The sequence below is a fragment of the Acinetobacter sp. ANC 4779 genome, assembly GCF_004331055.1.
Taxonomy (GTDB): domain Bacteria; phylum Pseudomonadota; class Gammaproteobacteria; order Pseudomonadales; family Moraxellaceae; genus Acinetobacter.
Genome location: NZ_SJNU01000001.1, coordinates 348,217 through 373,040, shown reverse-complemented (window position 1 = coordinate 373,040; position 24,824 = coordinate 348,217). Strand labels below are relative to the sequence as shown.

The following is a 24,824-nucleotide window of genomic DNA, read 5'->3' as shown; positions in this document are numbered from 1 at the left end:
CGCAGCGATATATCAAATATAAATATCCGTTACGTCGTCTTCTTTCATCCGGACTATACCGTCGGCTTTGGTTTTTCACCAAATCTGCGAGTCAATCTATTTATAACAATTGACAGGCTCGTGGGCTGATTTAGTCATTGCGCATGCAAGCTAAATTTTACCACCGGTGGGGAATTTCGCCCCGCCCTGAAGCGATGTGCAATGATTATAGACCTGTTTTAAATTAAGAGCGCTGCTTTCTATAGATCAATCAGTCATATTGATAGTAATTATGTGAATAATAAAATAAAAATCGTTAGGTAATAAAAAAGCCCGCATATTGCGAGCTTTTAGTATCTTTAAATTTAAGCCACTTGAACAGGAATACAGTTCGCAGTGTGATTTACGGTATTGTTTGGATTGGCATAAACAAGACGTGGTTTATGGGCATTGGCTTCGGCTTCAGTGAAATCACCAAATGTTGCGATAATCATCAAATCGCCAACGTCAGCTTGAAGGGCGGCACCGCCATTGACTGAAATAATGCCTGAGTTTTCTTCACCACGAATTGCATAAGTGGTAAAACGCTTACCATTAGTCACGTTCCACATATGAATTTCTTCATATTCGCGGATACCGGCTAAATCCAATAACACGCCGTCAATTGCACAAGAACCTTCATAATGTAATTCTGCTTGTGTAACGACACAACGGTGAATTTTAGCTTTTAATAAACGAGATAGCATGGCTAGCGTCTCCTTAGTGGGCCTAAGATTTTATCTTATGGTTAAATCAAATCACTTCTTACTGGATCAGTAATCCGCAGAAAACGCATTTTGCTCCGAAATAAGCAACATGGCAAGCAGGATTTTTCAACAATTTATGGAATGATCAGTTCGGTTTATAAGCATTGATTTGATTCATTGCTTGCTGTATGTCACCGCTTACCATCAATTTAATGCGAGATAAAGCATGAGCAATGGCATCATCCATTAAATTTTGTTCGCTGCTCGGCGCTTTACTGAGTACATGTCCAGATACACGTTCTTTTGAACCAGGATGACCAATACCAATACGTAGACGATGGAAATTAGGACCTGTATGGGGAACGATATCGCGTAAACCGTTATGACCACCGTGACCACCGCCTGTTTTTAGGCGAATTACACCGGGATTCATATCCAGCTCATCATGTGCAATTAGCATCGCTTCTGGGGCAACTTGATAGAATTTTGCGAAGGGCACAACACTTTTGCCAGAGGCATTCATAAAGGTTGTGGGTAAAAGCAGACGAACGTCCTGACCTTCAATATTACCGCGACCGCTGATTCCGTAGAATTTAGGATCGGTTTTGAGGGAAATGCCATATTGTTCTGCAAGCCGTTCAACGAACCAAGCGCCTGCATTATGGCGGGTTTGGGCGTATTCCTTACCAGGATTGCCCAAACCGACAATTAGCGAAAGTTTTGACACTAATTATACCGTTAACACTTATGCGCGTTTAAAGTCAGCGTGCATAGGCGTGTTTTTAGCTGGATGACGTTGTAAAGCTTGGATTTTAACGCTTTCAACTTTGTCGCCCACTTGAATTTCAATCACTTCTTCAAAGAAAGAATTGTCTTCAAGGAATTTAACCAGTTGACGAAGTTCTAAAGTAACAGTTACAGGAGCAGCTTCGCCACCGTAAATGATTGCTGGAACTTTGTGTTCTAGACGAAGGCGGCGGCTCGAACCTTTCCCTTGTACTGATTCGTCACGAGCTACTGCATTTAATACGAAGTTTGCCATGATGACATTTCCTCATTGATTTTAATGGACTGAACCTTCGACCAGTTCAGTGATAGAAAGCCCTGCCATAGGGCAGGGCTTTTAAAATTTAGCGCTGTATTATAGATAACTATCGAACATTGCGCTAATAGATTCTTCGTTGTTAATACGACGAATTGTCTCAGCAACCATACCAGCGACTGAAACTTGGCGAATCTTGCCAATTTCTAATGCTTCTTGAGATAAAGGAATCGTATCTGTGACGACAAGTTCGTCGAGTACAGAATTCTTCAAATTCTCAAGCGCTTTACCAGAAAGTACAGGGTGTGTTGCATAAGCAACGACACGGCGAGCACCGAATTGTTTCAATGCTTCAGCAGCTTTACACAAAGTACCGGCAGTATCGACCATGTCATCCACGATTACGCAATCACGATCTCTTACATCACCAATCAAATGCATCACTTGTGATTCATTTGCTTTTTGACGACGTTTATCAATGATTGCAAGATCGATATCACCCATTTGTTTAGCTACAGCACGAGCACGAACTACACCGCCAACGTCTGGAGAAACAACCATAAGATTATGGTGTTGCTGTTGACGAAGATCAGCAAGTAATGCAGGAGTACCGTAGATATTGTCTACAGGGATGTCGAAGAAACCTTGAATCTGGTCAGCATGAAGGTCGATCATTACAACGCGGTCAATACCTACAGTTGTCAGCATATCTGCTACAACTTTTGCAGTGATTGGCACACGGCTTGAACGAGGACGACGGTCTTGACGAGCATATCCGAAGTAAGGGATGACAGCAGTAATACGACCTGCGCTTGCACGGCGTAAAGCATCGGCCATCACGAGGACTTCCATAAGGTTGTCATTCGTTGGGGCACAAGTAGGCTGTACGAGAAATACGTCTTTACCACGAACATTTTCAGTAATTTCGACAGCAATTTCACCGTCAGAAAAATGACCTACAGATGCTGCACCTAAAGGAATGTGCAGGTGGCTTACGACTTTTTGGGCGAATTGTGGATGTGCAGTTCCACTAAAAACGACAAGATTGGGCATGAAGCACCCTTGGCGGTTGGAATGTTTGAGAATAGATGGCAGGGGTAGCTGGATTCGAACCAACGGATGCCGAGATCAAAACCCGGTGCCTTACCACTTGGCGATACCCCTAATGCGGCAGAACTTTAATATTTTTGCGGGTCTATGTCAAGGTAAATTAACAAATGAACTTGCAAACTCTATTCTATCTTTTTTGAGAAAATGGCAGGGGTAGCTGGATTCGAACCAACGGATGCCGAGATCAAAACCCGGTGCCTTACCACTTGGCGATACCCCTAAATTTGATTACTGTAATTTTGATTTAAACGCTGGGTTTAAATGGTAGGGGCGGCTGGATTCGAACCAACGGATGCCGAGATCAAAACCCGGTGCCTTACCACTTGGCGACGCCCCTAATACAGCAATCTACAGATGAAATAAATGGCAGGGGTAGCTGGATTCGAACCAACGGATGCCGAGATCAAAACCCGGTGCCTTACCACTTGGCGATACCCCTATCATATAACCTTGAAATGACGTAATGGTGATTCATTTAAACTATTGACCAAGTAAGCTTTACCAGGTGAATGAGCCAAAATCTCATCAATATTCATATCAGGAGTTACTTCAGTAAAAACACAAGCACCTGTACCTGTAAGTTTTGCAATACCGAACTGGTCTAAATACTGCATTGCTTCATTCACTTCAGGATATAGGCTTCTGGCCAAAGGCTCAAAGTTATTTCCAAAGTTAAATGGCGTTAACTGATAGGCGCAAAATTTAGTAGGCTTCGTGTCTCTTGTCAACGTTTTTTGTGAAAAAAGCAGTTGAGTGCTGATAAAACAGTCAGGTTTTAACACAATGTATTGTTTTTGATCTAAGTCTATGAATGTTAAGTGTTCACCAATGCCTTCTGCCCATGCATTGCGACCATGTACAAAAATAGGAACGTCTGCACCGAGTTTTAGCCCGAGTTCAGCCAATTGTGTAATATTTAGACCACACTGCCACAATTGGTTTAGCACAATCAGGGTGGTGGCAGCATTGGAAGAGCCCCCTCCGAGTCCTGCACCCATCGGAATATTTTTCTCAATAGCGATTTTTAAACCTGTGGGCTGTTTAGCATAAGGGTTTAAAATTTGAGTGGCTTTATAGATCAGGTTTTGCTCTAAATCCACACTACTCAAACCATTAATTGAAATGGTTAGATCATCTGTTGGGGTGAATTCCAACCAGTCGGCTAAATCAATCAGCTGGAAAATAGTTTGCAATTCATGATAGCCATTGTTACGACGACCGGTGATATGCAAAAAAAGATTGAGCTTGGCAGGAGAGGGCACACGAATCATAGAATTTTTAACTTTTGCAGATTTAACGATTTTGAATGACCATTGTAATACGGTTTTCCTGACCCGATTCAAGTGCTTGCTTTAAAATTAATTTATTCGGCAATTGCGCCTGATCATTATAACTTAAATCAACAGTCCAGCCATCTTCCAGAAACTGGATGGGACGATTGCTTTCATCCTTACTGATTTTTGCTTGCGTAGTTGCAGGTTTGGCTTGAACCCAGTCGACTAAATGGGTAATCGGTGCTTGCCAACCGGTTGCGCGTTGCAGTAATTCTTCTGCTGTTGCAGCTTTAATCAGCCCAGTTTTGGCACTGTTTAAGGTGACTTGACCTGGGGTGCCTGAAATCTGGGTTTTGCCTACACCTAAAATTCCGCTTAACTCGATGTCAAATTCATTCTGCTGTTGTACCCAGGTGAAAAATGCACTACCAGATTGTGCCGGTGTTTTTACCCCAATTTTACCTTGCAGGCTGAAATTATTTGTTGCTTCGGGTATTTGCGAGACGTTCGGAGCTTGAGGCTGCGTATATTGTTGGCAACCTGTCAGGACTAGGGTGCTTGTGGCGATCAGGGTTAAGCTGAATTTGGAAAAAATACGCATAAAGATCATTAACTCTTTTTCAGGTTTGGCGGTAACAATAACGATTTCAGTTGTTCTAATTGAGGATCATTGGGGTGTTTTTTTTGTAATTGTTGTAACACAAGATTAAATTTTGTCAGATCGCCTTGCATATACAAAGCTTTTGCATAGCGCACTCCAATTTTGGCATTTTGACTCATCTCATACGCTTTTTCTAAAACCAGCGCAGAGGTTTTAAAGTCATTCTGTAAAAAAGTGATATAGCCGAGCGTATCCAAAATAGACGCTTGTTCTGGTGCAAACTCCAAGGCATGTTCAACATATTGTCTGGCTTCATCCAAACGTCTGTTTTGCAGCGCTAATGTGTAGGCATAAGCATTCAGATAGGTTGGGCTGTTTGGCTCAATTTCCAGTAATTTTTTCAATAATTTATCAAGCTTATCTTGCTCTTGATACGCGTCAAGCAGTAGCACTTCTGAATAGATCAGTTCAGGGTCATCCGGTATATTTTTGATAGCTTCATCGAGCAGTCGCATGGCTGCTTTTTTATTGTCCATACGTTTTAGAATATCGGCCTGAGCCTGATAGAGGAAACTGGCATGTTGAGGGTAGTTGACGCGTTCTTGGGTTAAAAACCGTAGCGCGTCAGTAAGCTGTTTTTGCTCTGAAAAAATATTAATCATGTTGCGGCGTGAAACGGTATAAAGACTGCCATCCACCAAACGGTAATAGGCTTTTGCAGTTTCAAAATGTTGTTTTCTTTCTGCATTTACCGCCAGATAATAATAGGCTTCATTTTGATATTGATTGGAATATCGAAGCTCAACTAAAAACTTTTCCGCCTTTTCATATTCTTCTAAATCGATACTGGTTAAGCCGGCAATGAAAAGGGCTTCTTCCTCATGCGGCCATTTCTTAAGAATGGTTTCGAGTTTATCCAGTGCTTGTGCAGATTTATTAATTTTAATCAAATATTTAATTTCAGCCAAGCGAACTTCTAAATTGGATTTATGTTTACGACTGGATCTGTCATACCATTTTAGGGTTACTTCTTCATCACCTAAGGCACTGAGTAGATTAGCTTTCATTAAAATAAAGCCAGTCACTTTAGGGCGTTTTTTAAGCGCACGATTAACTGTAATAAGCGCTTGCTCTAACTGTCCATTTTGCGCTTCCAAGCCTGAAATTAATACCAGGACAGAGGGGTTGTTGCGTTCTTTACTTTTGCTTAACGCCTCCAGTAGAACTTCTCGATCTTCCGGTTCTTCTGGCACAATGCCAACCAGGATTTTTTCCAGGTCGGCATCGGGATCAATATTTAAAATTTTATCTAGTGTTTCAGATGCCAGTTCATACTCATGCGATTTCAGGGCAATATGTGAAAGATAAAATAAAGCCGGAACATCTGTAGGTTCCTGAACCACCCAATGCGTTGCAATATCGAGTGCGGCTTTAAGGTCATTTTGTTCCAGTGCAACATTTAAAGCGCGCTGTTTAACCGTGGTCGAACTGCTTTTAATTGCAAGCACGGTGTAGTTATGCAATGCTGTTGGAATGTCATGATAGGCCAGTGCAAATTCAGCAATCATGCTTTGTTTTATGGCATTATAGTTTGAATTGGCATGATAAATTTCTCCGGATGCTCTAATATGAACACTCGAAGCCATGCTACCCACAAGTAAGAATGTGGTAGAATATTGCTTAATTGTCGCGCCGTTTATTCGGCTATTTGTTTGACGCAATTTTTCTTGATCCAAGTAATGCTTTTTATGACACCAATATTGCACAATAGCATAAATTTAGCGAAATGATGATCTGATATGTCTTTCTTTGCACTGGGTGTCAATCATCAAACCGCTTCTGTAGAACTGCGTGAACAGATTGCCTTTAACCCGGAAAAGTTAACGCAATTGCTTGCCGAGCAAAGCCAAAACCATGACTTGAATGATATGGTTGTGGTTTCTACATGTAACCGAACTGAAGTTTATGCCATGTCTGAAAATGCAGATATGGTAATGAATTGGCTCGCCCAGACAAATGGCCTAGATCCTAAACAATTATTAAATCATATTTATCGTTATGAAAATGCGCAGGCTGTAACGCATCTGATGCGGGTTGCCAGTGGTCTTGACTCCTTGATGCTGGGTGAACCGCAAATTTTGGGACAAGTGAAGTCCGCGCTTTCTCTGGCGAAAGATGCCCATACCGTTTCTCCAAATTTAAACCGAATTTTTGAATATGCTTTTTACGCAGCCAAGCGTGTTCGCTCGGAAACTGCGGTCGGTAGCCATGCGGTTTCCATGGGTTATGCGGTTGCCCAGTTGGCACTTCAAGTCTTTAGCAAACCTGAAAAACTGACTGTAATGGTGGTTGCTGCAGGTGAAATGAATAGCTTGGTGGCGAAACATTTAGCTGAAATGGGCGTGGGGAAAGTGCTGATTTGTAATCGGACTCGTGCCCGCGCTGAAACTTTGGCGCAAGAAATTGCCCATCGTGTGGATGTGGAAATTATCGATTTTTCCGAGTTGGCTGCAAATTTATATCGCGCAGATGTCATTTCAAGCTGTACCGGAAGTTTGCATCAGGTCATCGCGTATCAGGATGTTAAAACTGCATTAAAAAAACGTCGCTATCAACAAATGCTGTTGGTGGATTTAGCGGTTCCGCGTGATATCGACCCCAAAGTTGAATCATTGGATGGCGTGTATTTATATGGCGTCGATGATTTGCAAAGTGTCATTGATGATAATCTGGCCCAACGTCGCCAAGCGGCTGTTGAAGCAGAAGTCATGGTCACTCAGTTGGCCACAGAGTTGCTCACCCAGCAAAAAATCAACAAAGCGGGCAGTACGATTCATGCCTATCGTGAACAAGGCGAAATCTTAAGACAAGAAGAGTTGGCTCTAGCAATGAGCCGAATTGCAGCGGGTGAAAATGCCGAGCAGGTGCTGCAAGAATTTTCACATCGCTTAACTCAGAAATTACTCCATCCGACCTCTATATTGTTGCGTCAAGCAGCGAAGTCTGAAGATCCAAGTTGTTTTGAATGGATGCGTGATGATTTGAATGAGATTTTTGCGAAGCGTCGTAAAACAAAACAAGAAAAATAAGGGATTTTTTTAGCGTTTGATTATTCGTCAATTAAGGTCAGTGCTCTTTTTTTTGCAATCTCAGAAATGCGCAGTTTTAGATTCTTCATTTCTGCAATGCTGCTAAATTTTTTTGATTTCATCTTTTTCGTTAGATATTCATACTGTAATTTTGTTGATAAATCCGCTGCAAGCTTATCTGCTTGCTCTGGTGATGAAGTGTAATCGCTGACATTCGCATTTTGTAAAATATGCTGTAATTCATGGTGGTACGCTGCACAGGCACCCAAGACATAATATTGCGATAATTCAGGATCATCCGGCAAATCATCAAAAATCACATTAAAGATATTCAAAATTTTAGACAGCAATTGCTCTTGTGAAATTAAAGCACTCAGCGGTTCAAAATGAATATACAAATAGGGGTGATTCATCAAAATTGCAAGCACATATTCTTTCGCATCAATTTTGGTACTAAAGCTTAAGGACGCATCATTGTTAACTTGCGGTTGCCATTTACGGCTATAACCGAGCTTTTCACGGAAATATTGCTGTAATAAATAACGGTAAGAACCATGTTTTGGTAACAGTTCAGTGAGCTGTTTGAGTTCCCCCATGACCTGACTTTTACCTTCAGGCGATGTGCTGTTATAGTTTTGAGTTAAATGGGCAAAAATAAACTCGGATAATAAAGGCGCGGCTTGCAACATGCGTTGAAAGTTTTCTAAGCCTTCACGGCGAATGAGTGAATCCGGATCGTGGTCATTCGGCAGTACGAAGAACTTGAGTTCACGACCGTCATTCAGTAATGGTAAAGCAATTTCTAAAGTACGACGCGCCGCTTTTTGACCAGCAGCATCGCCATCAAAAGCTACCGTAATGCGATTATTTTGCTTAAAGAGAATATTCAGGTGGTCGGTATTGCTGGCCGTACCTAGCGTCGCTACAGCACCAAAAACACCATATTGCTGTAAGGCAATAACGTCCATGTAGCCTTCAACCATCAGCCAGTCTTGGGCTTTTTGCTTGCGGCCTTCATATAAGCCATATAGCAACTGGTTTTTATGAAACACTTCAGAGTCGGGGGAGTTGATGTACTTGGGTTTGATTTCGTCATTTAAAGCACGACCGCCAAAACCAACCACACGACCTTTGGAATCACGAATCGGAAAAATGACCCGATCACGCAGCAGGTCAAAATCTCGCCCTTTGTCACTGGTACGGATTAAGCCCAGTTGTCTTAAACCTTCAATATCATAAGGGAAGGCTTTTTCCAGATGCTGCCAGTCTTCGGGTGCATAACCTAAACGCCAATAGGCAATGGTTTCAGCGCTTAAACCTCGTTGTTTGAAATATTGCTGTGCAGTCTGGCTATGCGGTAATTGTTGTTCATAATACAGCGCAATATTTTCCAATAAATCGTATAAGTTACCGTCTTCAGTAATATCTTCAAATTGTGCGGTAGTTTGCTCAAACGCTGCAAACGGATCATTGCCATAGAATGTGTCCTCTTGCATTTGAAATTCTGCAAAAGGGTCATGATCAAGCGTGACCGGTGTCGGATTATTAGAATTCTGTTGTAAATTTGCCGAAGCCTTTTGAGTATGCTGTTCAATTTTTTTTGCCACAGGCTGCGGCTTGGCTGCTTCACGTTTGTATTTGATTTTATTTGAATCTTGATTGTCCTTGGGCAGCTCTATGCCACTTCGGCTCGACAGATCCTTCATTACATCGACAAAATTACGACCGTCGATATCCATTAAAAAGCGAATGGCATTACCGTTAGCCTGACAACCAAAACAATGAAAATACTGTTTATCCCGATACACATGGAACGATGGCGATTTTTCCTGATGAAAAGGGCAGCAGCCTGAATAGGTGCGACCAGTTTTCTTAAGTTTCACGCGTTGACCAATCAGATCGACAATATCTGTGCGATCTAGTATTTGATCAATCGTGTGTTGAGGAATAGCCATACGTATGCAATCGGGTTGTGATCTATCTATTAAAAATGGCTGACAAATAGGCTGTCAGAAGTTAGCTAAGTTAAAAGTGCAGCAGTTATTAAAAGTTAATTTGTATACCTTTTGCGCACAATGATCAATATGATCGGTTAAAATAACAAAAGGGCAAGTATGATAACTTGCCCTTCATGAAAATGCGACTAATAAGCTCAGCTTATTTGGTTGCTGGCGCTTCTTCTGTAGTCGGCTCTTTAATCATTTCCTGTGTCGGTGCAGGAATAGTGCTTTCAGTTTTTGGTCGATCTAACAAACCAAAACTTAAACGATTGGTCATACTGCGTTTTTCGCCATCTTCAGAGTTTTGTTGTTGCTCTACTTCTGTTGAATTCTGCGCTTCACGTCCAAATACACCTAAAGTTGCGCGGTTAATCCAGCTACCTTCACTGCGTGCAGCACGCAGATTCACACTGCCATCGGCTTTAACGAGGTTTGGATAATTCAGCTTTAACACTTCAATATATTGTTGTGAAGTTTGCTTGTCACCTAATTTGTCATATCCATAGGCAATCGTCGCCAAGGCTTCAGGCACTTGAGGGGTTTGTGGATAGTGTTCCACCACCCATTGAGAACGTTCAACAGCAGCTAACCATGCCTTACGTTTGATATTAAAACGCGCTGCATTCATCTCGGCTTCAGCCAACTCGGTACCAATAAACTTCATACGTTGTGCTGCATCGACGGCATAGCTGCTAGATGGGAAGCGACGAATGAAATCGACAAAGTTCTGATAAGCCACTTTTAAATAGCTGACATCACGATGGGCCTGCTTTAATGAGGTATAGCGTAATAGACCATCATAGTTTTGTTCCATATTTGCTACGCCACGAACATAGTAGGCATAATCCACATTTGGATGCTGTGGATTCAAACGAATAAAACGTTCGGCAAGGGCAATTGCACCTTCATAATCTTTTTGTTGAAATTTAACGTACAACAATTCTAATTGTGCCTGTTGCGCATAGTCACCTGTAGGATAATAGGTATCTAAGGCTTCAAGATGCTTAGCTGCGTCAGTATATTGACCACGTTCAAGAGCTTTTTCAGCTTTTTGAATATAAACTTGCTCGCTAGATTGTGGTCCTGTGTCCACAACATCTTTCTTTGGATTACTGCTACAGCCCGCTATTGCCGACGCAACGCCTAAAGATAAAGCAAGCATTGTCATTTTATAACGTGGTAACGACATAAAAATTCCTCTGTTAATACGGGCAATGAGCTACAATTGCACTATTAAACCACTTTTGTCTGAATGAGCAAATGAGTCAAGCACAATCTTCTAATTCTAATTTCCCTGAAACTGATTTCAATTTACTTGAAGATTCTGAGGATGCAGATAAACATACTTCAGACTCAACTGCAACACGTTTATCGTTGCAATTTCAATTGGATGAAAGCTATTTAGGGCAGCGTATCGACCAGGTTGCAGCGGTAGTCTGGAACGATTTTTCCCGTGAAAAACTGAAGCAGTGGCTGAAAGATGGCCATTTGTTGGTAAATGGTAACACTGTTAAACCCAAGTATAAATGTGAAGGTGATGAGCTTTTAACCCTCAATGTTGAGCTGGAAGTTCAAACCAAAAGCTTGCCTGAAGATATTCCATTAAATATTGTGTATGAAGATGACGATATTATTGTCATTAATAAACCGGTAGGCATGGTCGTTCATCCAGGTGCGGGTAACAGCTCGGGTACCTTGGTAAATGCCTTGTTGCATCACTATCCCAAATCGGCTGAGTTAACCCGTGCCGGTCTGGTACACCGTATTGATAAAGACACCAGCGGTTTGCTGGTGGTTGCGAAAAATCTGGAATCTCAATTTTCCCTAAGCAAGCAGTTGGCGAAGAAAAGCGTCTATCGTGTTTACGATCTGGTGGTGTACGGCAAAATTATTGCCGGTGGCACCATTGATGAGCCGATTAAACGTCATCCGGTGGATCGCGTGAAAATGGCCATTTTGCCGGGCGGGAAAGATGCGGTCACCCATTACAACGTGAAAGAGCGTTTCCAGCATTTCACCCGTGTTCAAGCGCGTTTGGAAACCGGTCGTACCCATCAAATTCGTGTTCATTTTAGTTATTTGGGCTTTGGTTTGGTCGGGGATCCGGTGTATATGAGCCGTATCCGTGTTCCAGCAGGCGCATCAGAATTGCTGAGTGACACTTTGCGTGGCTTTAAACGCCAGGCCTTACATGCATCTAAACTTGGCCTGGTTCATCCACGTTCAGGTGAAGAAATGATGTTTGAAGCACCATGGGCAGATGACTTCACTCAACTGGTTGAAGTGTTACGTAGCGAAAACAAAGCCTACTAAGTTGTTTTATCGCGCGCTATGAATCATAAGGAAAGAGACATGCAATTTGTTCAAGGGCTTCCCAAAGGCATATTTGTTGGGCAGACACGAGTGCAGCATCAAAAAACTCAACCTTCTGCTCAACCTGAACTTGCAGGATTTAACTTGGCACTTCATGTTCATGATGATGCAAAGCGTGTACAACAGCATCGTATGGCATTACTGCAAGAGTTTGCGGAATTCGGGGTCGATAAAATCACCTGGATGACGCAAACTCACAGCACCATTTGCCATAGCATCAATGAAGAAATTTGTTTTACAGCGCTGGAAGGTGATGGGCTAGTCACACAGCGTAAAAAGCATGCGTTAATGATGATGACTGCGGATTGCCTGCCTATCGTACTCGGTAATGCGGATGGTATGGAAATAGCGAACCTACATGCCGGGTGGCGAGGGTTGGCGGGTGGTATTGTTGAAAATACTATTGCGACTATGCAAAGTCAGCCGACTTGGGCATGGTTAGGGGCTGCAATTAGTCAACCATGTTTTGAAATTGGTGAAGAAGTTAAATCTGCTTTTTGTTCAAAATATCCTGAACTCGACAGTGCTTTTAAAGACAGTGAAAAAACCGCCAAGTTTTATGCCGATTTATATGCTATTGCACGATTTATTTTGCAGCAACAAGGTGTTGACCTTGTGCTGGGTGGGGATCAGTGCAGTTACCTGCAAGCGGAAGAATATTTTTCTTATCGCCGTGAAGCAAAAACAGGACGCATGGCCACATTCGTGTTTATGGCGTGAAAATGTTAAACTTGCTTAAAATTTACTGCCTTTATTGATATGCCTTTATCTTCGAAATCACTTGTCATCGTTTATCACAGCCCCTATGGACATACTGCAAAAGTAGCCTCTTTTATTGCTCAAGGTGCTGAGCAAACAGGCATTTATGTGCACTGCATGGACATCGAACATGTAGATTGGGATATATTGGATCAGGCGGATGCAATTGTTTTCGGTTGTCCGACCTATATGGGAAGTCTAACTGCTGCGTTGAAGTTGTTTATGGAGCAGTCTTCCAAGCGCTGGTTGGCACGCACATGGCAAGGCAAAATTGCAGCGGGTTTCACCAATGGTGGCGGTTTAAGCGGAGATAAGCTGGCTGTATTGCAACAGATCAATTTGTTTGCCATGCAGCATGGCATGTTGTGGACAGGCTTGCCGATGATGCCTACCGGACGTAGCACACAGGATTTGAACCGGATGTCGAGTTTTTTAGGTTTAATGACACAGTCCGATAATGCGCCGGTTGAAATCACTCCGCCACAGGGCGATTTGGATACAGCCATCTGGTTTGGGGAATATATTGGCTTATTATTGGGTAAGCTAAAATAAACCCACATTGATGTGAATATTAAAAAACCTCCAGCTGGAGGTTTTTTGTTTTATGGATAGAAACTTTACTTCTAGAAAATTATTTATGGAAGATGCGGGCTTTATCACGTTGCCAGTCACGATCTTTTTCTGTAGCACGCTTATCATGTAATTGCTTACCGCGAACCAAGGCAATTTCAATTTTGGCTAACCGACCTTTCCAGTAACAAGCAAGCGGAACACATGAATAGCCTTTTTGATTGACTGCACCCATCAACTTTTCAAGTTCACGACGTGAAAGCAGCAATTTTCGGGTACGGGTCGCTTCAGGAGAGACATGCGTAGAAGCCGACAACAGCGGTTGGATCTGTGCGCCAAACAAGAATGCTTCGTTGTCTCTAAAAAGAATATAGCTTTCAGTAATGGTCATACGTCCAGCACGCAAAGACTTTACTTCCCAGCCTTGTAATGAAAGACCAGCTTCAAACTTCTCTTCAACAAAATAATCGTGACGCGCGCGTTTATTCTGCGCAATAGTGCCACCAGTATTTTTTTTAACTACGATTGATTTCGACATAATACGAATATTCCCAAGTTAACTATATTTTGCCTCAAACTGGCCGCAAGGTGAAGTTTTTTCAAAATTAAGGAGATTCTTCACTAAAAAAACAAGTTTTTGTTAAAATAAGCATCTACACAATAAACTGAGTACAAATGGATGTCTAAAACTCGCGTCATTTATCCGGGCACATTCGATCCTATCACCAATGGCCACATCGATTTGGTGTCCCGTGCAGCGAAAATGTTTGATGAAGTGGTGGTCGCCATTGCCATTGGTCATCATAAGAATCCAGTCTTTAGTTTAGAAGAGCGAGTAGATTTGGCGCAGAAATCCTTAAGTCACTTGCCCAATGTTGAATTTGTCGGTTTTGACGGTTTGTTGGTCAATTTTTTCCGCGAACAAAAAGCTACAGCAGTGCTGCGTGGTTTACGTGCAGTATCTGACTTCGAGTACGAATTTCAGTTGGCCAATATGAATCGTCGACTTGATTCAAATTTTGAAGCGGTGTTTTTAACCCCTTCAGAGCAATATTCTTTTATTTCATCTACCTTAGTACGTGAAATAGCGCGTTTAAATGGTGATGTAAACCAGTTTGTACCGCATGGTGTGGTTGAAGCCTTTAAACGGAAACAGCAGCAAGGTTGGTAGCGTGTCTTTATATATTACAGATGAATGCATCAATTGTGATGTGTGTGAGCCGGTGTGTCCGAATGAGGCCATTTTTATGGGTGAAATCATATATGAAATTCACCCGGATTTATGTACCGAATGTGTCGGACATTTTGATGAACCACAGTGTCAATTATTCTGTCCAGTCGATTGTATTCCGCTAGACCCACAGCATGTGGAATCCCAAGATCAATTGATGGATAAATATAAAAAACTGATTGCTCAAAAAAGCACAAGCAATTAGTGCAGAAGTTTGATAAGATGCGCCCCGAAGTGAGCTAGACGATCGCTGCTGTGTAGATCTTCGTGATTGAAACAGGGGAGGAAAGTCCGGGCTTCATAGGGCAGGGTGCCAGGTAACGCCTGGGCGGTGAAAGCCGACGGCAAGTGCAGCAGAGAGTAGACCGCCATCTTTGCAATTTTCCTTCGGGAAGACCGAGAGAGATGGTAAGGGTGAAAGGGTGCGGTAAGAGCGCACCGCGTGTCTGGTAACAGTTCACGGCAAGGTAAACCCCACCAGAAGCAAGACCAAATAGGAATCCTGAGGCACGGCCCGTGCTGGATTCGGGTAGGTCGCTTGAGCGTACGAGTGATTGTGCGCCTAGAGGAATGATCGTTCACGACAGAACCCGGCTTATCGGCTCACTTCACCAAATATATTACAATTATTGTGTGATATTTCTTGACATATAGCATATGGAAATAGATAATACGCGCACAGTTTTGGCTATGTAGCTCAGTTGGTTAGAGCATCGCACTCATAATGCGGGGGTCACAGGTTCAAATCCCGTCATAGCCACCATTTTCATAGGTCACGCTTCTATAAGCGTGACCTTTTTTTATGCTTAAAATTTATATATAAAATTATTTATTCACATTGAATAGCGCTGGCTGCTAGTTTAATTTGTGGAAATTCTTGGGCATATTTTTTTAAAATAGCGTCTTTTTTATCTTGACCGAATACCATTGCTTGTAACTGTTTAATTTTATGTTCAGTTAGCTGTTGATAGGCACAATGCAATGCGATCTGGTTTTGTTTGGCAATTGCCAGTTTTTGATCTTCTGGAATTTGTTCAATTTGATACAATTTTTGCTGGGCTTTACTCAGTTGTGCAAGACTGCGCTTTTGTTGCATGCTCAGCAGTTGTTGATTGTTGATCCAGCTTGCCACATCACCACGTACGCCATTGTAGTCCACAAATAAAGGAGAGATCAGTTGACAGCCTGTACTCACCACAGCAATTAGATTTATAGCTATTAATTTAAAGTGATTCATATTTTTCTCGCTCTGTTAAGATTTTTATTTTTGGGATAATAAGAAAAATAATATGAATAAATGCAGGTTTTGTATAAATTTTAACTGAAGTTTTTTAAACTGCTTAAAGTCTGAACACTTGCAAAATAAAGGGGTTGACGCTACTCATTGAAATTTAGATAATGCGCACACAGTTTATGGCTATGTAGCTCAGTTGGTTAGAGCACCGCACTCATAATGCGGGGGTCACAGGTTCAAGTCCCGTCATAGCCACCATTTTTATAGACCACGCTCTCAGCGTGGTCTCTTTTTTTGTGGCTCAAGAAAATATACGCTTATATAATATCAGTAAAGAATTACAATTTATCTTGAATATATTGCTCAATAAATTGCTGTGTAGTTTCGCTTAGAAAAAAAGGCGAGATCAGTTGCTCCAGAATCCCGTGTAATAAACCTTGCTGTTCTAGTGTCTGAATGGTATGCGGCAAGAAACGCAGCGCTTCCTGATGTAAATCATCTTCATCTAGTCCAACAGACTGCAATAATTCTTGTAAGTTATAGTCGGCGAAATAATTATAAAAAACGGTCACAACATCCAAAATCATCTGTTGTAAATGTTCGCCTTGTCGCAACTGTCGCCATGTTTCATAAACCAGAATGAAAAACTCTTCAAAGTCGATGGCTTGAAATTGAGAGAAAGTTTCTTTAAGCGTTCTTTGCTTAATATCATCCCATAAATGCAGGCTAATATCGGCCAGTTCTTCATTGGGCAATAAAATGATGTTGCCCAGTTGTTTGACCAGAGCTTGTGCCAGTTGCTGTTCAAGTTTAAGTTCAATATTTTGTTGCTGGTCTTGAATAAAATTGAGTATTTTAGAGCCTAGACCGTGTTGATGGGTATTGAGTCTACGCAGGTGATCAAGCCAAGGCGTGTTGCTTTCCAGAATCTGATTAGCCAACTGCAAACTGACATGCTTTACTTGTGGGTCATGCAGTAAATTGCTGTGGATGTAATGACGCAACTGGTCTAATTCAAGTATTTTGTACAGCCACAATTCAAAAGATTCATCTGACAGCAGCTGGTTAATTTGAGTCTGGCTATTGCTGGAAACATGATGGATTCTTTGTGCAACCATCCCAATAAACTCTAAAATTTCCGCACCTAAATTTAATTCAAATGCATATTTTTGAACCACATCTTGTAAGGATTCAAGTTGAATACACTGTTTTAATGAAACTTGATCTGAATGGGTATAAAGATGATGAACAAATTGTTCGATGTATAAATTATTTTGTTCTGCTAATAATTGTTTTTTGATAAAGCGAGTTTGCTCAAGCATAAGCGCTTGAGCAAACTGTTGAGCAAAGTCCTGCTTAGGCACCCGGTATCCATCCATTAACGATCGGATAGCGACGTTCGCGGCCAAATGAGCGTGGACTAATGCGTGGACCAATCGCGGCTTGACGGCGTTTGTATTCGTTACGATCGACCAGACGAATTACTTTTTCCACCACTTCTTTCTTAAAGCCTTTGGCAATGATGTCATCTTGACTCATATCTTCTTCAATATAAGCATAAAGAATCGCATCAAGTACGTCATAAGGAGGTAGAGAGTCTTGATCTTTTTGATCAGGACGAAGTTCAGCCGAAGGTGGACGGGTAATCACACGCTCAGGAATCACAGGTGTTTCAGAAATGCTGTTACGGTATTTGGCCAGTTCAAAAACAATGGTTTTATATACGTCTTTAAGAACCGCATAGCCACCGACCATATCGCCATACAAGGTGCAGTAACCTACAGAAAGTTCTGATTTGTTACCGGTTGCCAATACAAGGTTGCCAAATTTATTCGACAGACCCATTAGCAGGGTACCGCGTGCACGTGCCTGTAAATTTTCTTCAGTCGTATCAGCAGGGCTGTTACCAAAGAAAGGGTACAGGGTTTGCATGAAGCTGTTTACAATCGGATTGATTTCGGCAATACCAAAAGTCACGCCCATATTTTTTGCTTGTGCGGCAGCATCTTCAACACTGATTTGCGCGGTGTAGGTGTACGGCATCATCACGGCTTGGACTTTATCTGCACCGATCGCATCAACCGCGATTGCAAGGGTTAATGCCGAGTCAATCCCGCCAGATAAACCAAGAATCACACCCGGAAAACCGGAACGTTGAATATAATCACGCGTTGCTAAAACCAGGCCTTGATAAATTTCAGCCATGGTATCTAAAGCAGGAGTCAGTGTTCCAACTTTATAAGCGTGTTGTTCGGCTTCATATTCAGCGTAATAAAGATCTTCTTTAAAGCTTGGTGCCTGTAAAGCAATGTTGCCGTCTTTATTGATGACAAAACTGGTGCCATCAAAAATAAGGTCATCTTGACCGCCGACTTGGTTGGTATAAACCAGATTAATATTTAACTGCTTAGCCAGCTCGCGCATGGTGGTCAGGCGATGTTGCGGTTTGCCGACTTCATAAGGTGAAGCATTTAAGACTAAAGCGGTTTCAACATTCAGCTGAGATAATTGATGTACCGTACTGAGTGACCAAATGTCTTCACAAATCAAAACACCGAATTTGTGTCCGAGATATTCAAAAACAAGATGTTGATGTCCTGCGCTGAAATAACGATTTTCATCAAATACGCTATAATTTGGCAAGTTCTGTTTGTTATAAATTCCCAGCACTTGACCATCTTTCATGACCGCTGCCGAATTATAGCGGTGACCGTCTTCAGTTTGATTGACAAAACCAAAGACCATTACAATGTCTTTCACTTGGTTCAGTTTCTCAAATGCTTTTTGAGTGCGTTTAGCGAGGCTAGGGCGAAGTAATAAGTCTTCCGCAGGATAGCCAACGGTTGAAAGCTCTGGGAAGATAATTAAATCAGCTTTTTCTTTTTTGGCTTCATTTACCTGGTCAAGCATTTTTTGAGCATTTGCTTCGATATTGCCAGTATGTGGAGAGAATTGTGCAAGGGCAATTTTAAAACTTTTCATTCCAACTTAATCCTATACCTATAGGGATATATACACAGAGTTATGATTTATTATGGCTATTGGTTCAACGCTGTGTACGCGACGACAAACAAATAGATGTTTAATCAGTAATTAGCAATTCGATACTATATACGAATTGCAGCATTTATTGAGATAAAAACAAAAAAAAATCCGAATTTAGACAAAAAAACTACAGCGTTAATGAGAGAATAAAAACACTAAAAACATGTGATTATTGCCAGATAAAATGACATTATTTATGAAGCCTCTACTGCATGCTTTGAATCAGTTATTTGAGGTTGAGAATCGAAAATTAACCCAAGGTGAAAAACAACTTGCGCAGTCTGTTTTTGGTGCGCATTTGCAGCTGAATGCCATTAGAATTGTGGCACATCGCGGGGTCATTAAAAATTATGCGATTAGTCCCAACGGCAATATTTACTTCCACCCTCAAAACTGGTGCGAAGATTTCTCGAAACTGTCTTTAGCCAAGCAGTCATGGTTAATTCATGAGCTGACCCATGTCTGGCAAATTCAGCAAGGTTTGGCTGTAGTGCGTAAAGCAATATTTGACCGTAAATATCAGTATGTTTTAGAGCAGGGTAAGCTGTTTTTGCAGTATGGTATTGAACAGCAGGCACAGATGGTGCAAGACTATTTTATTAAAAAATCACAGGGTCAAGAGTGTTCGGCCTATGAGGACTGTATTCCGTTTCTGTCTCAAAAAGCATGATTCTGTCCTGAGCTTAAAATAACGATGTGATTCGTTAGGACATTCTGAATAATAAAAGTATTTTTGAGTCATAAAAAAACCGCCCAAAGAGGCGGTTTTTTTAAATCATTAAATTCTTAAAGAATTAACGACCTTGGATGTCACGTTGAACTTCACCAGTGTAAAGTTGACGTGGACGACCGATTTTGTAAGGGCCGCTGTGCATTTCTAACCAGTGGCTGATCCAGCCCACTGTACGTGCAAGAGCAAAGATTACAGTAAACATGGACGTCGGGATACCAATCGCTTTAAGGATGATACCTGAGTAGAAGTCTACGTTAGGGTATAGGTTGCGTTTGATGAAGTATTCGTCAGACAACGCAATACGTTCAAGTTCCATTGCAAGCGCAAGTTGTGGATCTTTGATGCCAAGAGCAGCAAGAACTTCATCACAAGTTTCTTTCATTACTTTCGCACGTGGATCGAAGTTTTTATAAACTCGGTGACCGAAGCCCATAAGTTTAACTTCTTTAGTTTTCACTTTTTCCATGAAGTCAGCAACGTTTTCTACAGAGCCGATTTCATCAAGCATCTTAAGAACAGCTTCGTTCGCGCCGCCGTGAGCAGGACCCCAAAGTGCAGAAATACCCGCAGCGATACACGCGTAAGGATTGGCACCCGTAGAACCCGCTAGACGTACAGTAGACGTAGAGGCATTTTGTTCGTGATCAGCATGAAGCGTGAAGATACGGTCCATTGCTTTCGCAAGAATTGGGTCAACTTTGTAATCACGATCTGCAGGAGTAGCAAACATCATGTACAGGAAGTTTTCAGCGTAGCTTAAGTCGTTACGTGGATAAACAAACGGTTGACCAACTGTGTATTTGTAGCTCCAAGCTGCAAGCGTAGGAACTTTAGCAATCAAGCGGATTGCGGTAATTTCACGGTGATCAACATTTTCGATGTCTAGGTTGTTGTGATAGAACGCAGAAAGCGCACCCACTACACCAACCATGATTGCCATCGGGTGAGCATCACGACGGAAACCATTAAAGAAGCGGCTAACTTGGTCGTGAACCATTGTATGGTTGCGAACTTTAGCGTCAAATTCTACTTTCTGTTCAGCTGTTGGAAGTTCGCCGTTTAACAATAAGTAGCAAGTTTCTAGATAGTCTGCTTTAGTTGCTAACTGGTCGATCGGGTAACCACGGTGTAAAAGAACACCTTTACCGCCATCGATAAATGTGATTTTAGATTCACATGCAGCTGTTGCCATAAAACCAGGATCAAAAGTAAAGTGACCTGCAGTCAACACATCTTTAACGTCGATTACATCTGGGCCCAATGTGCCGCTGTAAATTGGTAATTCAATTTCTTTGCCATCAAGCTGTAAAACGGCTTTTTTGCCAGTTGCTTCAGACATTCAATAGATCTCCTGTCCCGGTGAATGTTTTATCCGACTCGTAGTACTCATCTTTTAATGCGCGAATCAGATGGATCAAAAATTTGCTATAAGATTAGTGTGTACTGAAATTTTGTCAATTATACTTATGGATAAAAAGAGACGCCCTCACAGGGAGCTGGTCAAAAAATAATCCAGTAGTCATGAGGAAAATATCAGTATCGACGCAGTATAATAAGTCATATAAAGATAAGTTGCAGAAAAAAATATGCATGCTGTTGGAATTTTAAGCAATTTTTAGTTGCTAAAAACTCTAGCTGTCTTGGGGTTTTAAATTTTTTTATATACCTAAACTAGTCTAATTCCCATAACTTACCTAGATTGCTTTAAAGGGAAGTGTCGCTTTCTTATTCATAATAAAAAGCGATTAATCCTTCGCAAAAAACCGTTCGTTTGTATAAAAAATAACTTGTTTAATCGGGTGTGAATGCTCACTTATTCATCAATTGCATAAAAATAATCCACCTTTTTGCATAAAAGTTAAACGTAACAAGAGTGAAATGTGGAGTTATACACAGACTAAGTGGTTATTTCGTTTCATGATGTTGCTATCATGTATTTATAAATAAATACCATATATTTATTTTGTGAATATAGGGTGTAATTCTGATAATTGTCATTATTTAAGGGGATAATAAGTTTTCGCGATGATTTGTTTATCTTTAGTCTAAATATATTTATTTAATTATCCAAACAAAAAACGATCAATCGAATAGTATTTTAATTAATAAAAACCAACTATATAGCTATGTTTTGTTAGATCTATTTTGTCTGCTTTAAGGGGGTAATTCATGTTAATGATTCTTATTTATTGCTTTTTTGAGGAAAAGGTAAATGCGATCGTTTGTATTTTAATAGTTGACGTTTTATAATTCCCTGTCGTTTTAAGTTTAGGTATTGCTGCAAATTGCAAATACCTAACAAAGCTAGCTTTCCTTCGAATTAATTCCAACAAACTCCAGATGGAGTTTTTACTTACAGGATGCCCGCTGTGAAAAGCAACAGACCTGTCAATTTGTCCATGGGTCAAGTTTTAGAAGTAAACTTAAAATCCCCTGTGGCTATTGCATCAATTCTACACCGTCTTTCTGGTGTCATCGTATTTTTACTCGTACCGGTACTTTTGTGGCTTTTAGACAAATCCCTGTCTTCGGCTGAAGGTTTTGCTCAAGTGCAAGAAATCTTCGGTAGCTTCATTGTGCGTTTCATCGTATGGGTATTTGTAGCCGGTTTAATATTCCACTTTATTGCGGGTGTTAAGCATTTACTTGCAGATAACGGTATTGCCGAGGAACTGCAAAGTGGTCGTATAGCAGCTACTATTTCATTGATCTTGTCTGCGATTGGTATCATCGCAGCATTTGTATGGATTGTTCTCTAATGAAAAGTGCTACAGGTTTTACGGGTTCAGGTTCACGCGACTGGTTTATCCAGCGTGTTAGTGCTGTTGTATTAGCTGTTTATACTGTTGTGGTATTTGGTTGGATTCTCTGCAATGGCGGATTTAACTACGAACAATGGTTTGGCTTTATGATGACATTACCAATGAAGATTTTATCTTTGTTGGCAGTCTTATCTCTTGTCGCACACGCTTGGATCGGCATGTGGCAGGTATTCACAGATTATGTGACTACTCGTCAAATGGGTCCTTCAGCTTCAGGTTTACGCCTAGTGTTGACGTCAGCAGTCATTATTGCTGTATTTGCATATGCAATCTGGGCGATCCAGATTTTTTGGGCGAATTGATAGGAAAATATCATGGGCGCAATAACCCCTAAAGAAGATTATACAAACATTCAACACCTCACTTTTGATGCAGTCATCGTTGGTGGGGGTGGTTCAGGTATGCGTGCTTCATATCAGCTTGCTCAAGCAGGTTTGAACGTTGCAGTCCTGACCAAAGTATTCCCGACACGTTCGCATACTGTTGCAGCGCAGGGTGGTATCGGTGCATCTCTTGGCAATATGCAGGAAGATAACTGGCACTACCATTTCTATGACACGGTAAAAGGTTCGGACTGGTTAGGTGATCAAGACGCAATTGAATTTATGTGTCGTGAAGCACCTAAAGTTGTTTACGAACTTGAACACATGGGTATGCCGTTTGACCGTAACGCAGACGGTACGATTTACCAGCGTCCATTCGGCGGTCACTCTGCAAACTACGGTGAAAAACCGGTTCCACGTGCATGTGCTGCGGCTGACCGTACAGGTCATGCGCTTCTTCATACGCTTTATCAAAGCAACGTGAAAATGGGTACACAATTCTTCGTAGAATGGATCGCGCTTGATCTGATTCGTAACGAAGCTGGCGATGTACTCGGTGTAACTGCAATTGATCAGGAAACCGGTAATATTGCGGTATTCCAAGCAAAAGCGACATTGTTTGCAACTGGTGGTGCGGGTCGTGTTTACCGTGCATCTACCAATGCGTATATCAACACTGGTGACGGTCTTGGTATGGCGGCGCGTTCTGGTATTCCACTACAAGATATGGAATTCTGGCAGTTCCACCCAACGGGTGTTGCAGGCGCAGGCGTATTGTTGACTGAAGGTTGTCGTGGTGAAGGTGCAATCCTTCGTAATAAAGACGGCGAACCGTTCATGGAACGTTATGCTCCGACTTTGAAAGACTTGGCACCACGTGACTTCGTATCACGTTCTATGGACCAGGAAATCAAAGAAGGTCGTGGCTGTGGTCCTAAAGGTGATTATATCTTATTGGATATGACGCATTTGGGTGCTGATACGATCATGAAGCGTCTTCCGTCTGTCTTTGAGATTGGCAAGAAGTTTGCAAACGTCGACATCACCAAAGAGCCAATTCCTGTAGTGCCGACAATCCATTATCAAATGGGTGGTATTCCAACCAATATTCATGGACAAGTTGTTGTTCCTGAAGGTGCTGCGGATACTAACTTTGAAGCAGGTTATGATAAAAGTGGTGACGTTTACTCAAGCAATGGTGGTGAGCGTAACTATACAAAACCTGTTAAAGGCTTCTATGCAATTGGTGAATGTTCTTGTGTGTCTGTACATGGTGCAAACCGTTTAGGTACCAACTCACTGCTTGACTTGGTTGTATTTGGTAAGGCTGCCGGCGAACACATCATTGATTACGTGACTAAACATCATGGTGATGAGTATCAACCGCTTCCGACCACTGTATTTGAAAATACAAGAAAGCGTATGCGTCACTTGGATGAATCAACTGCGGGTGAAAATGCTCAAGAAGTTGCTGATGCAATTCGTGATATCGTTCAAGACCATGCAGGTGTATTCCGTACTCAAGCATTACTTGATGAAGGCGTGAAGCAAATTCTTGCGATTGAGCCGCGTGTTCGCAACATTCATTTAAAAGACAAATCTAAAGTATTTAACACTGCACGTGTTGAGGCTTTGGAAGTTGAAAACTTGTATGAAGTTGCTAAAGCAACCTTAATTTCGGCTGCTGCTCGTAAAGAATGTCGTGGTGCACATACTGTTGTTGATTATGAATTGCCAGCAGATCACCCAATTTATTCTTACGGCCGTCGTGATGATGAATGGATGAAGCATACTTTATGGTTCTCTTCAGACAATCGTCTTGAGTACAAACCAGTCCGTTACAAGCCAGTATCGGTTGATGCGATTCCACCAGCACCACGTACATTCTAATCA

24 protein-coding genes, 6 tRNA genes, 1 other RNA gene and 1 riboswitch are annotated in these 24,824 nt (G+C 41.6%); of the genes, 13 read left to right on the top strand and 18 right to left on the bottom strand.

The features are described from left to right. Positions 1-32: 32 nt before the first annotated feature. A riboswitch (FMN riboswitch) is annotated at positions 33-197 on the bottom strand. 147 nt (positions 198-344) lie between these two features. The 11 genes from panD to E0H80_RS01765 form a co-directional block, all read right to left on the bottom strand. After that, entirely contained in the window at positions 345-725 is a 381-nt protein-coding gene (gene panD, locus E0H80_RS01815) for an aspartate 1-decarboxylase (protein WP_067723997.1), read from the bottom strand. 145 nt (positions 726-870) lie between these two features. Next, on the bottom strand, positions 871-1,452 hold the full coding sequence (gene pth, locus E0H80_RS01810) for an aminoacyl-tRNA hydrolase (RefSeq protein ID WP_131362587.1): 582 nt from the start codon (positions 1,450-1,452) through the stop codon (positions 871-873). Positions 1,453-1,470: 18 nt separating this feature from the next. After that, a complete protein-coding gene (rplY, locus tag E0H80_RS01805; protein WP_131362585.1) occupies positions 1,471-1,767 on the bottom strand; it encodes a 50S ribosomal protein L25 in 297 nt (98 codons plus the stop codon). A 99-nt stretch (positions 1,768-1,866) separates the two neighbouring features. Further along, positions 1,867-2,820: a ribose-phosphate pyrophosphokinase gene (locus E0H80_RS01800; RefSeq protein WP_067863211.1), complete on the bottom strand. Its 954-nt coding sequence runs from the start codon at positions 2,818-2,820 to the stop codon at positions 1,867-1,869. Positions 2,821-2,856: 36 nt separating this feature from the next. Then, positions 2,857-2,931, bottom strand: a tRNA-Gln gene (locus E0H80_RS01795). Between the two features lie 91 nt (positions 2,932-3,022). Then, a tRNA-Gln gene (locus E0H80_RS01790) sits at positions 3,023-3,097 on the bottom strand. Positions 3,098-3,139: 42 nt separating this feature from the next. After that, a tRNA-Gln gene (locus tag E0H80_RS01785) sits at positions 3,140-3,214 on the bottom strand. Positions 3,215-3,241: 27 nt separating this feature from the next. After that, a tRNA-Gln gene (locus E0H80_RS01780) sits at positions 3,242-3,316 on the bottom strand. 1 nt (position 3,317) lies between these two features. Continuing rightward, entirely contained in the window at positions 3,318-4,148 is an 831-nt protein-coding gene (gene ispE / locus E0H80_RS01775; protein ID WP_131362583.1) for a 4-(cytidine 5'-diphospho)-2-C-methyl-D-erythritol kinase, read from the bottom strand. A 22-nt stretch (positions 4,149-4,170) separates the two neighbouring features. Then, complete coding sequence (lolB, locus tag E0H80_RS01770) at positions 4,171-4,752, bottom strand: lipoprotein insertase outer membrane protein LolB (protein ID WP_131362581.1); 582 nt, start codon at positions 4,750-4,752, stop codon at positions 4,171-4,173. Between the two features lie 8 nt (positions 4,753-4,760). Then, on the bottom strand, positions 4,761-6,473 hold the full coding sequence (locus E0H80_RS01765) for a tetratricopeptide repeat protein (RefSeq protein ID WP_131362579.1): 1,713 nt from the start codon (positions 6,471-6,473) through the stop codon (positions 4,761-4,763). Between the two features lie 78 nt (positions 6,474-6,551). On the opposite strand from E0H80_RS01765, the gene hemA reads away from it, so the two are divergent. Further along, positions 6,552-7,841 (top strand): glutamyl-tRNA reductase, encoded by a 1,290-nt coding sequence (gene hemA, locus E0H80_RS01760; RefSeq protein WP_131362577.1) that lies wholly within the window; start codon positions 6,552-6,554, stop codon positions 7,839-7,841. Positions 7,842-7,861: 20 nt separating this feature from the next. Here hemA and E0H80_RS01755 read toward each other — a convergent pair whose 3' ends face one another. Both E0H80_RS01755 and E0H80_RS01750 read right to left on the bottom strand, forming a co-directional pair. After that, positions 7,862-9,796 carry a DNA primase gene (locus E0H80_RS01755; protein WP_131362575.1) on the bottom strand — a complete coding sequence of 645 codons (1,935 nt, stop codon included), beginning with the start codon at positions 9,794-9,796 and terminating at the stop codon, positions 7,862-7,864. Positions 9,797-9,998: 202 nt separating this feature from the next. Continuing rightward, the gene (locus E0H80_RS01750) at positions 9,999-11,030 is read right to left on the bottom strand and encodes an outer membrane protein assembly factor BamD (protein ID WP_131362573.1); all 1,032 of its coding nucleotides are present in this window, start codon (positions 11,028-11,030) and stop codon (positions 9,999-10,001) included. A 71-nt stretch (positions 11,031-11,101) separates the two neighbouring features. Here E0H80_RS01750 and rluD point away from each other — a divergent pair, with 71 nt between their 5' ends. The 3 genes from rluD to E0H80_RS01735 are packed head-to-tail and all read left to right on the top strand — an operon-like array spanning position 11,102 to position 13,525. Beyond that, on the top strand, positions 11,102-12,154 hold the full coding sequence (gene rluD / locus E0H80_RS01745; RefSeq protein ID WP_067863228.1) for a 23S rRNA pseudouridine(1911/1915/1917) synthase RluD: 1,053 nt from the start codon (positions 11,102-11,104) through the stop codon (positions 12,152-12,154). Positions 12,155-12,193: 39 nt separating this feature from the next. Continuing rightward, complete coding sequence (pgeF, locus tag E0H80_RS01740) at positions 12,194-12,934, top strand: peptidoglycan editing factor PgeF (protein ID WP_131362571.1); 741 nt, start codon at positions 12,194-12,196, stop codon at positions 12,932-12,934. Between the two features lie 39 nt (positions 12,935-12,973). Further along, entirely contained in the window at positions 12,974-13,525 is a 552-nt protein-coding gene (locus E0H80_RS01735; protein ID WP_131362569.1) for a flavodoxin family protein, read from the top strand. Positions 13,526-13,604: 79 nt separating this feature from the next. Here the strand turns inward: E0H80_RS01735 and smpB are convergent, their stop codons facing one another. Continuing rightward, positions 13,605-14,081, bottom strand: coding sequence for an SsrA-binding protein SmpB (smpB, locus tag E0H80_RS01730; protein ID WP_067863237.1), 477 nt, complete (start codon positions 14,079-14,081; stop codon positions 13,605-13,607). A gap of 141 nt (positions 14,082-14,222) precedes the next feature. Between smpB and coaD the strand changes: the two genes are divergently transcribed. From coaD to E0H80_RS01710, 4 genes are all read left to right on the top strand, one after another. Next, positions 14,223-14,714 carry a pantetheine-phosphate adenylyltransferase gene (gene coaD / locus E0H80_RS01725; RefSeq protein WP_067863240.1) on the top strand — a complete coding sequence of 164 codons (492 nt, stop codon included), beginning with the start codon at positions 14,223-14,225 and terminating at the stop codon, positions 14,712-14,714. 1 nt (position 14,715) lies between these two features. Next, positions 14,716-14,979: a YfhL family 4Fe-4S dicluster ferredoxin gene (locus E0H80_RS01720; RefSeq protein WP_067863243.1), complete on the top strand. Its 264-nt coding sequence runs from the start codon at positions 14,716-14,718 to the stop codon at positions 14,977-14,979. 26 nt (positions 14,980-15,005) lie between these two features. Beyond that, positions 15,006-15,388, top strand: an RNA gene (gene rnpB, locus E0H80_RS01715) — RNase P RNA component class A. A gap of 72 nt (positions 15,389-15,460) precedes the next feature. After that, positions 15,461-15,537, top strand: a tRNA-Met gene (locus tag E0H80_RS01710). Between the two features lie 66 nt (positions 15,538-15,603). Here E0H80_RS01710 and E0H80_RS01705 read toward each other — a convergent pair. Then, on the bottom strand, positions 15,604-16,011 hold the full coding sequence (locus E0H80_RS01705) for a hypothetical protein (RefSeq protein WP_171457794.1): 408 nt from the start codon (positions 16,009-16,011) through the stop codon (positions 15,604-15,606). Positions 16,012-16,189: 178 nt separating this feature from the next. On the opposite strand from E0H80_RS01705, the gene E0H80_RS01700 reads away from it, so the two are divergent. Continuing rightward, positions 16,190-16,266: transfer RNA gene (locus E0H80_RS01700), tRNA-Met, on the top strand. 80 nt (positions 16,267-16,346) lie between these two features. On the opposite strand, the gene E0H80_RS01695 is transcribed toward E0H80_RS01700, so the two are convergent. Both E0H80_RS01695 and E0H80_RS01690 read right to left on the bottom strand, forming a co-directional pair. After that, positions 16,347-17,372 carry a hypothetical protein gene (locus E0H80_RS01695; RefSeq protein WP_228259930.1) on the bottom strand — a complete coding sequence of 342 codons (1,026 nt, stop codon included), beginning with the start codon at positions 17,370-17,372 and terminating at the stop codon, positions 16,347-16,349. Beyond that, positions 17,365-18,990 (bottom strand): NAD+ synthase, encoded by a 1,626-nt coding sequence (locus tag E0H80_RS01690; RefSeq protein ID WP_131362565.1) that lies wholly within the window; start codon positions 18,988-18,990, stop codon positions 17,365-17,367. Before E0H80_RS01690 ends, E0H80_RS01695 begins: the two co-directional genes overlap by 8 nt. Positions 18,991-19,237: 247 nt before the next feature. Between E0H80_RS01690 and E0H80_RS01685 the strand changes: the two genes are divergently transcribed. Beyond that, positions 19,238-19,723 carry a type IV secretion protein Rhs gene (locus tag E0H80_RS01685; protein ID WP_131362563.1) on the top strand — a complete coding sequence of 162 codons (486 nt, stop codon included), beginning with the start codon at positions 19,238-19,240 and terminating at the stop codon, positions 19,721-19,723. Between the two features lie 124 nt (positions 19,724-19,847). On the opposite strand, the gene gltA is transcribed toward E0H80_RS01685, so the two are convergent. Next, positions 19,848-21,125 (bottom strand): citrate synthase, encoded by a 1,278-nt coding sequence (gltA, locus tag E0H80_RS01680; RefSeq protein ID WP_067863306.1) that lies wholly within the window; start codon positions 21,123-21,125, stop codon positions 19,848-19,850. A 1,021-nt stretch (positions 21,126-22,146) separates the two neighbouring features. Here gltA and sdhC point away from each other — a divergent pair. From sdhC to E0H80_RS01665, 3 genes are read left to right on the top strand one after another with little or no spacing between them, the layout of a single operon-like run. Further along, positions 22,147-22,545, top strand: a complete 399-nt coding sequence (gene sdhC, locus E0H80_RS01675; protein WP_131213899.1) for a succinate dehydrogenase, cytochrome b556 subunit — start codon at positions 22,147-22,149, stop codon at positions 22,543-22,545. After that, positions 22,545-22,910, top strand: a complete 366-nt coding sequence (sdhD, locus tag E0H80_RS01670) for a succinate dehydrogenase, hydrophobic membrane anchor protein (RefSeq protein ID WP_053579839.1) — start codon at positions 22,545-22,547, stop codon at positions 22,908-22,910. Before sdhC ends, sdhD begins: the two co-directional genes overlap by 1 nt. Positions 22,911-22,922: 12 nt before the next feature. Beyond that, positions 22,923-24,821: an FAD-binding protein gene (locus E0H80_RS01665; RefSeq protein ID WP_131362561.1), complete on the top strand. Its 1,899-nt coding sequence runs from the start codon at positions 22,923-22,925 to the stop codon at positions 24,819-24,821. Positions 24,822-24,824 lie beyond the last annotated feature (3 nt).

Excerpts from the sequence above, each read along its gene's own strand:
- panD (WP_067723997.1), bottom strand. The coding sequence starts at position 725 with ATGCTATCTCGTTTATTAAAAGCTAAAATTCACCGTTGTGTCGTTACA.
- rplY (WP_131362585.1), bottom strand. The coding sequence starts at position 1,767 with ATGGCAAACTTCGTATTAAATGCAGTAGCTCGTGACGAATCAGTACAA.
- E0H80_RS01800 (WP_067863211.1), bottom strand. The coding sequence starts at position 2,820 with ATGCCCAATCTTGTCGTTTTTAGTGGAACTGCACATCCACAATTCGCC.
- ispE (WP_131362583.1), bottom strand. The coding sequence starts at position 4,148 with ATGATTCGTGTGCCCTCTCCTGCCAAGCTCAATCTTTTTTTGCATATC.
- lolB (WP_131362581.1), bottom strand. The coding sequence starts at position 4,752 with ATGCGTATTTTTTCCAAATTCAGCTTAACCCTGATCGCCACAAGCACC.
- hemA (WP_131362577.1), top strand. The coding sequence starts at position 6,552 with ATGTCTTTCTTTGCACTGGGTGTCAATCATCAAACCGCTTCTGTAGAA.
- E0H80_RS01755 (WP_131362575.1), bottom strand. The coding sequence starts at position 9,796 with ATGGCTATTCCTCAACACACGATTGATCAAATACTAGATCGCACAGAT.
- E0H80_RS01750 (WP_131362573.1), bottom strand. The coding sequence starts at position 11,030 with ATGTCGTTACCACGTTATAAAATGACAATGCTTGCTTTATCTTTAGGC.
- rluD (WP_067863228.1), top strand. The coding sequence starts at position 11,102 with ATGAGTCAAGCACAATCTTCTAATTCTAATTTCCCTGAAACTGATTTC.
- pgeF (WP_131362571.1), top strand. The coding sequence starts at position 12,194 with ATGCAATTTGTTCAAGGGCTTCCCAAAGGCATATTTGTTGGGCAGACA.
- E0H80_RS01735 (WP_131362569.1), top strand. The coding sequence starts at position 12,974 with ATGCCTTTATCTTCGAAATCACTTGTCATCGTTTATCACAGCCCCTAT.
- smpB (WP_067863237.1), bottom strand. The coding sequence starts at position 14,081 with ATGTCGAAATCAATCGTAGTTAAAAAAAATACTGGTGGCACTATTGCG.
- coaD (WP_067863240.1), top strand. The coding sequence starts at position 14,223 with ATGTCTAAAACTCGCGTCATTTATCCGGGCACATTCGATCCTATCACC.
- E0H80_RS01705 (WP_171457794.1), bottom strand. The coding sequence starts at position 16,011 with ATGAATCACTTTAAATTAATAGCTATAAATCTAATTGCTGTGGTGAGT.
- E0H80_RS01690 (WP_131362565.1), bottom strand. The coding sequence starts at position 18,990 with ATGAAAAGTTTTAAAATTGCCCTTGCACAATTCTCTCCACATACTGGC.
- E0H80_RS01685 (WP_131362563.1), top strand. The coding sequence starts at position 19,238 with ATGACATTATTTATGAAGCCTCTACTGCATGCTTTGAATCAGTTATTT.
- gltA (WP_067863306.1), bottom strand. The coding sequence starts at position 21,125 with ATGTCTGAAGCAACTGGCAAAAAAGCCGTTTTACAGCTTGATGGCAAA.
- sdhC (WP_131213899.1), top strand. The coding sequence starts at position 22,147 with ATGCCCGCTGTGAAAAGCAACAGACCTGTCAATTTGTCCATGGGTCAA.
- sdhD (WP_053579839.1), top strand. The coding sequence starts at position 22,545 with ATGAAAAGTGCTACAGGTTTTACGGGTTCAGGTTCACGCGACTGGTTT.
- E0H80_RS01665 (WP_131362561.1), top strand. The coding sequence starts at position 22,923 with ATGGGCGCAATAACCCCTAAAGAAGATTATACAAACATTCAACACCTC.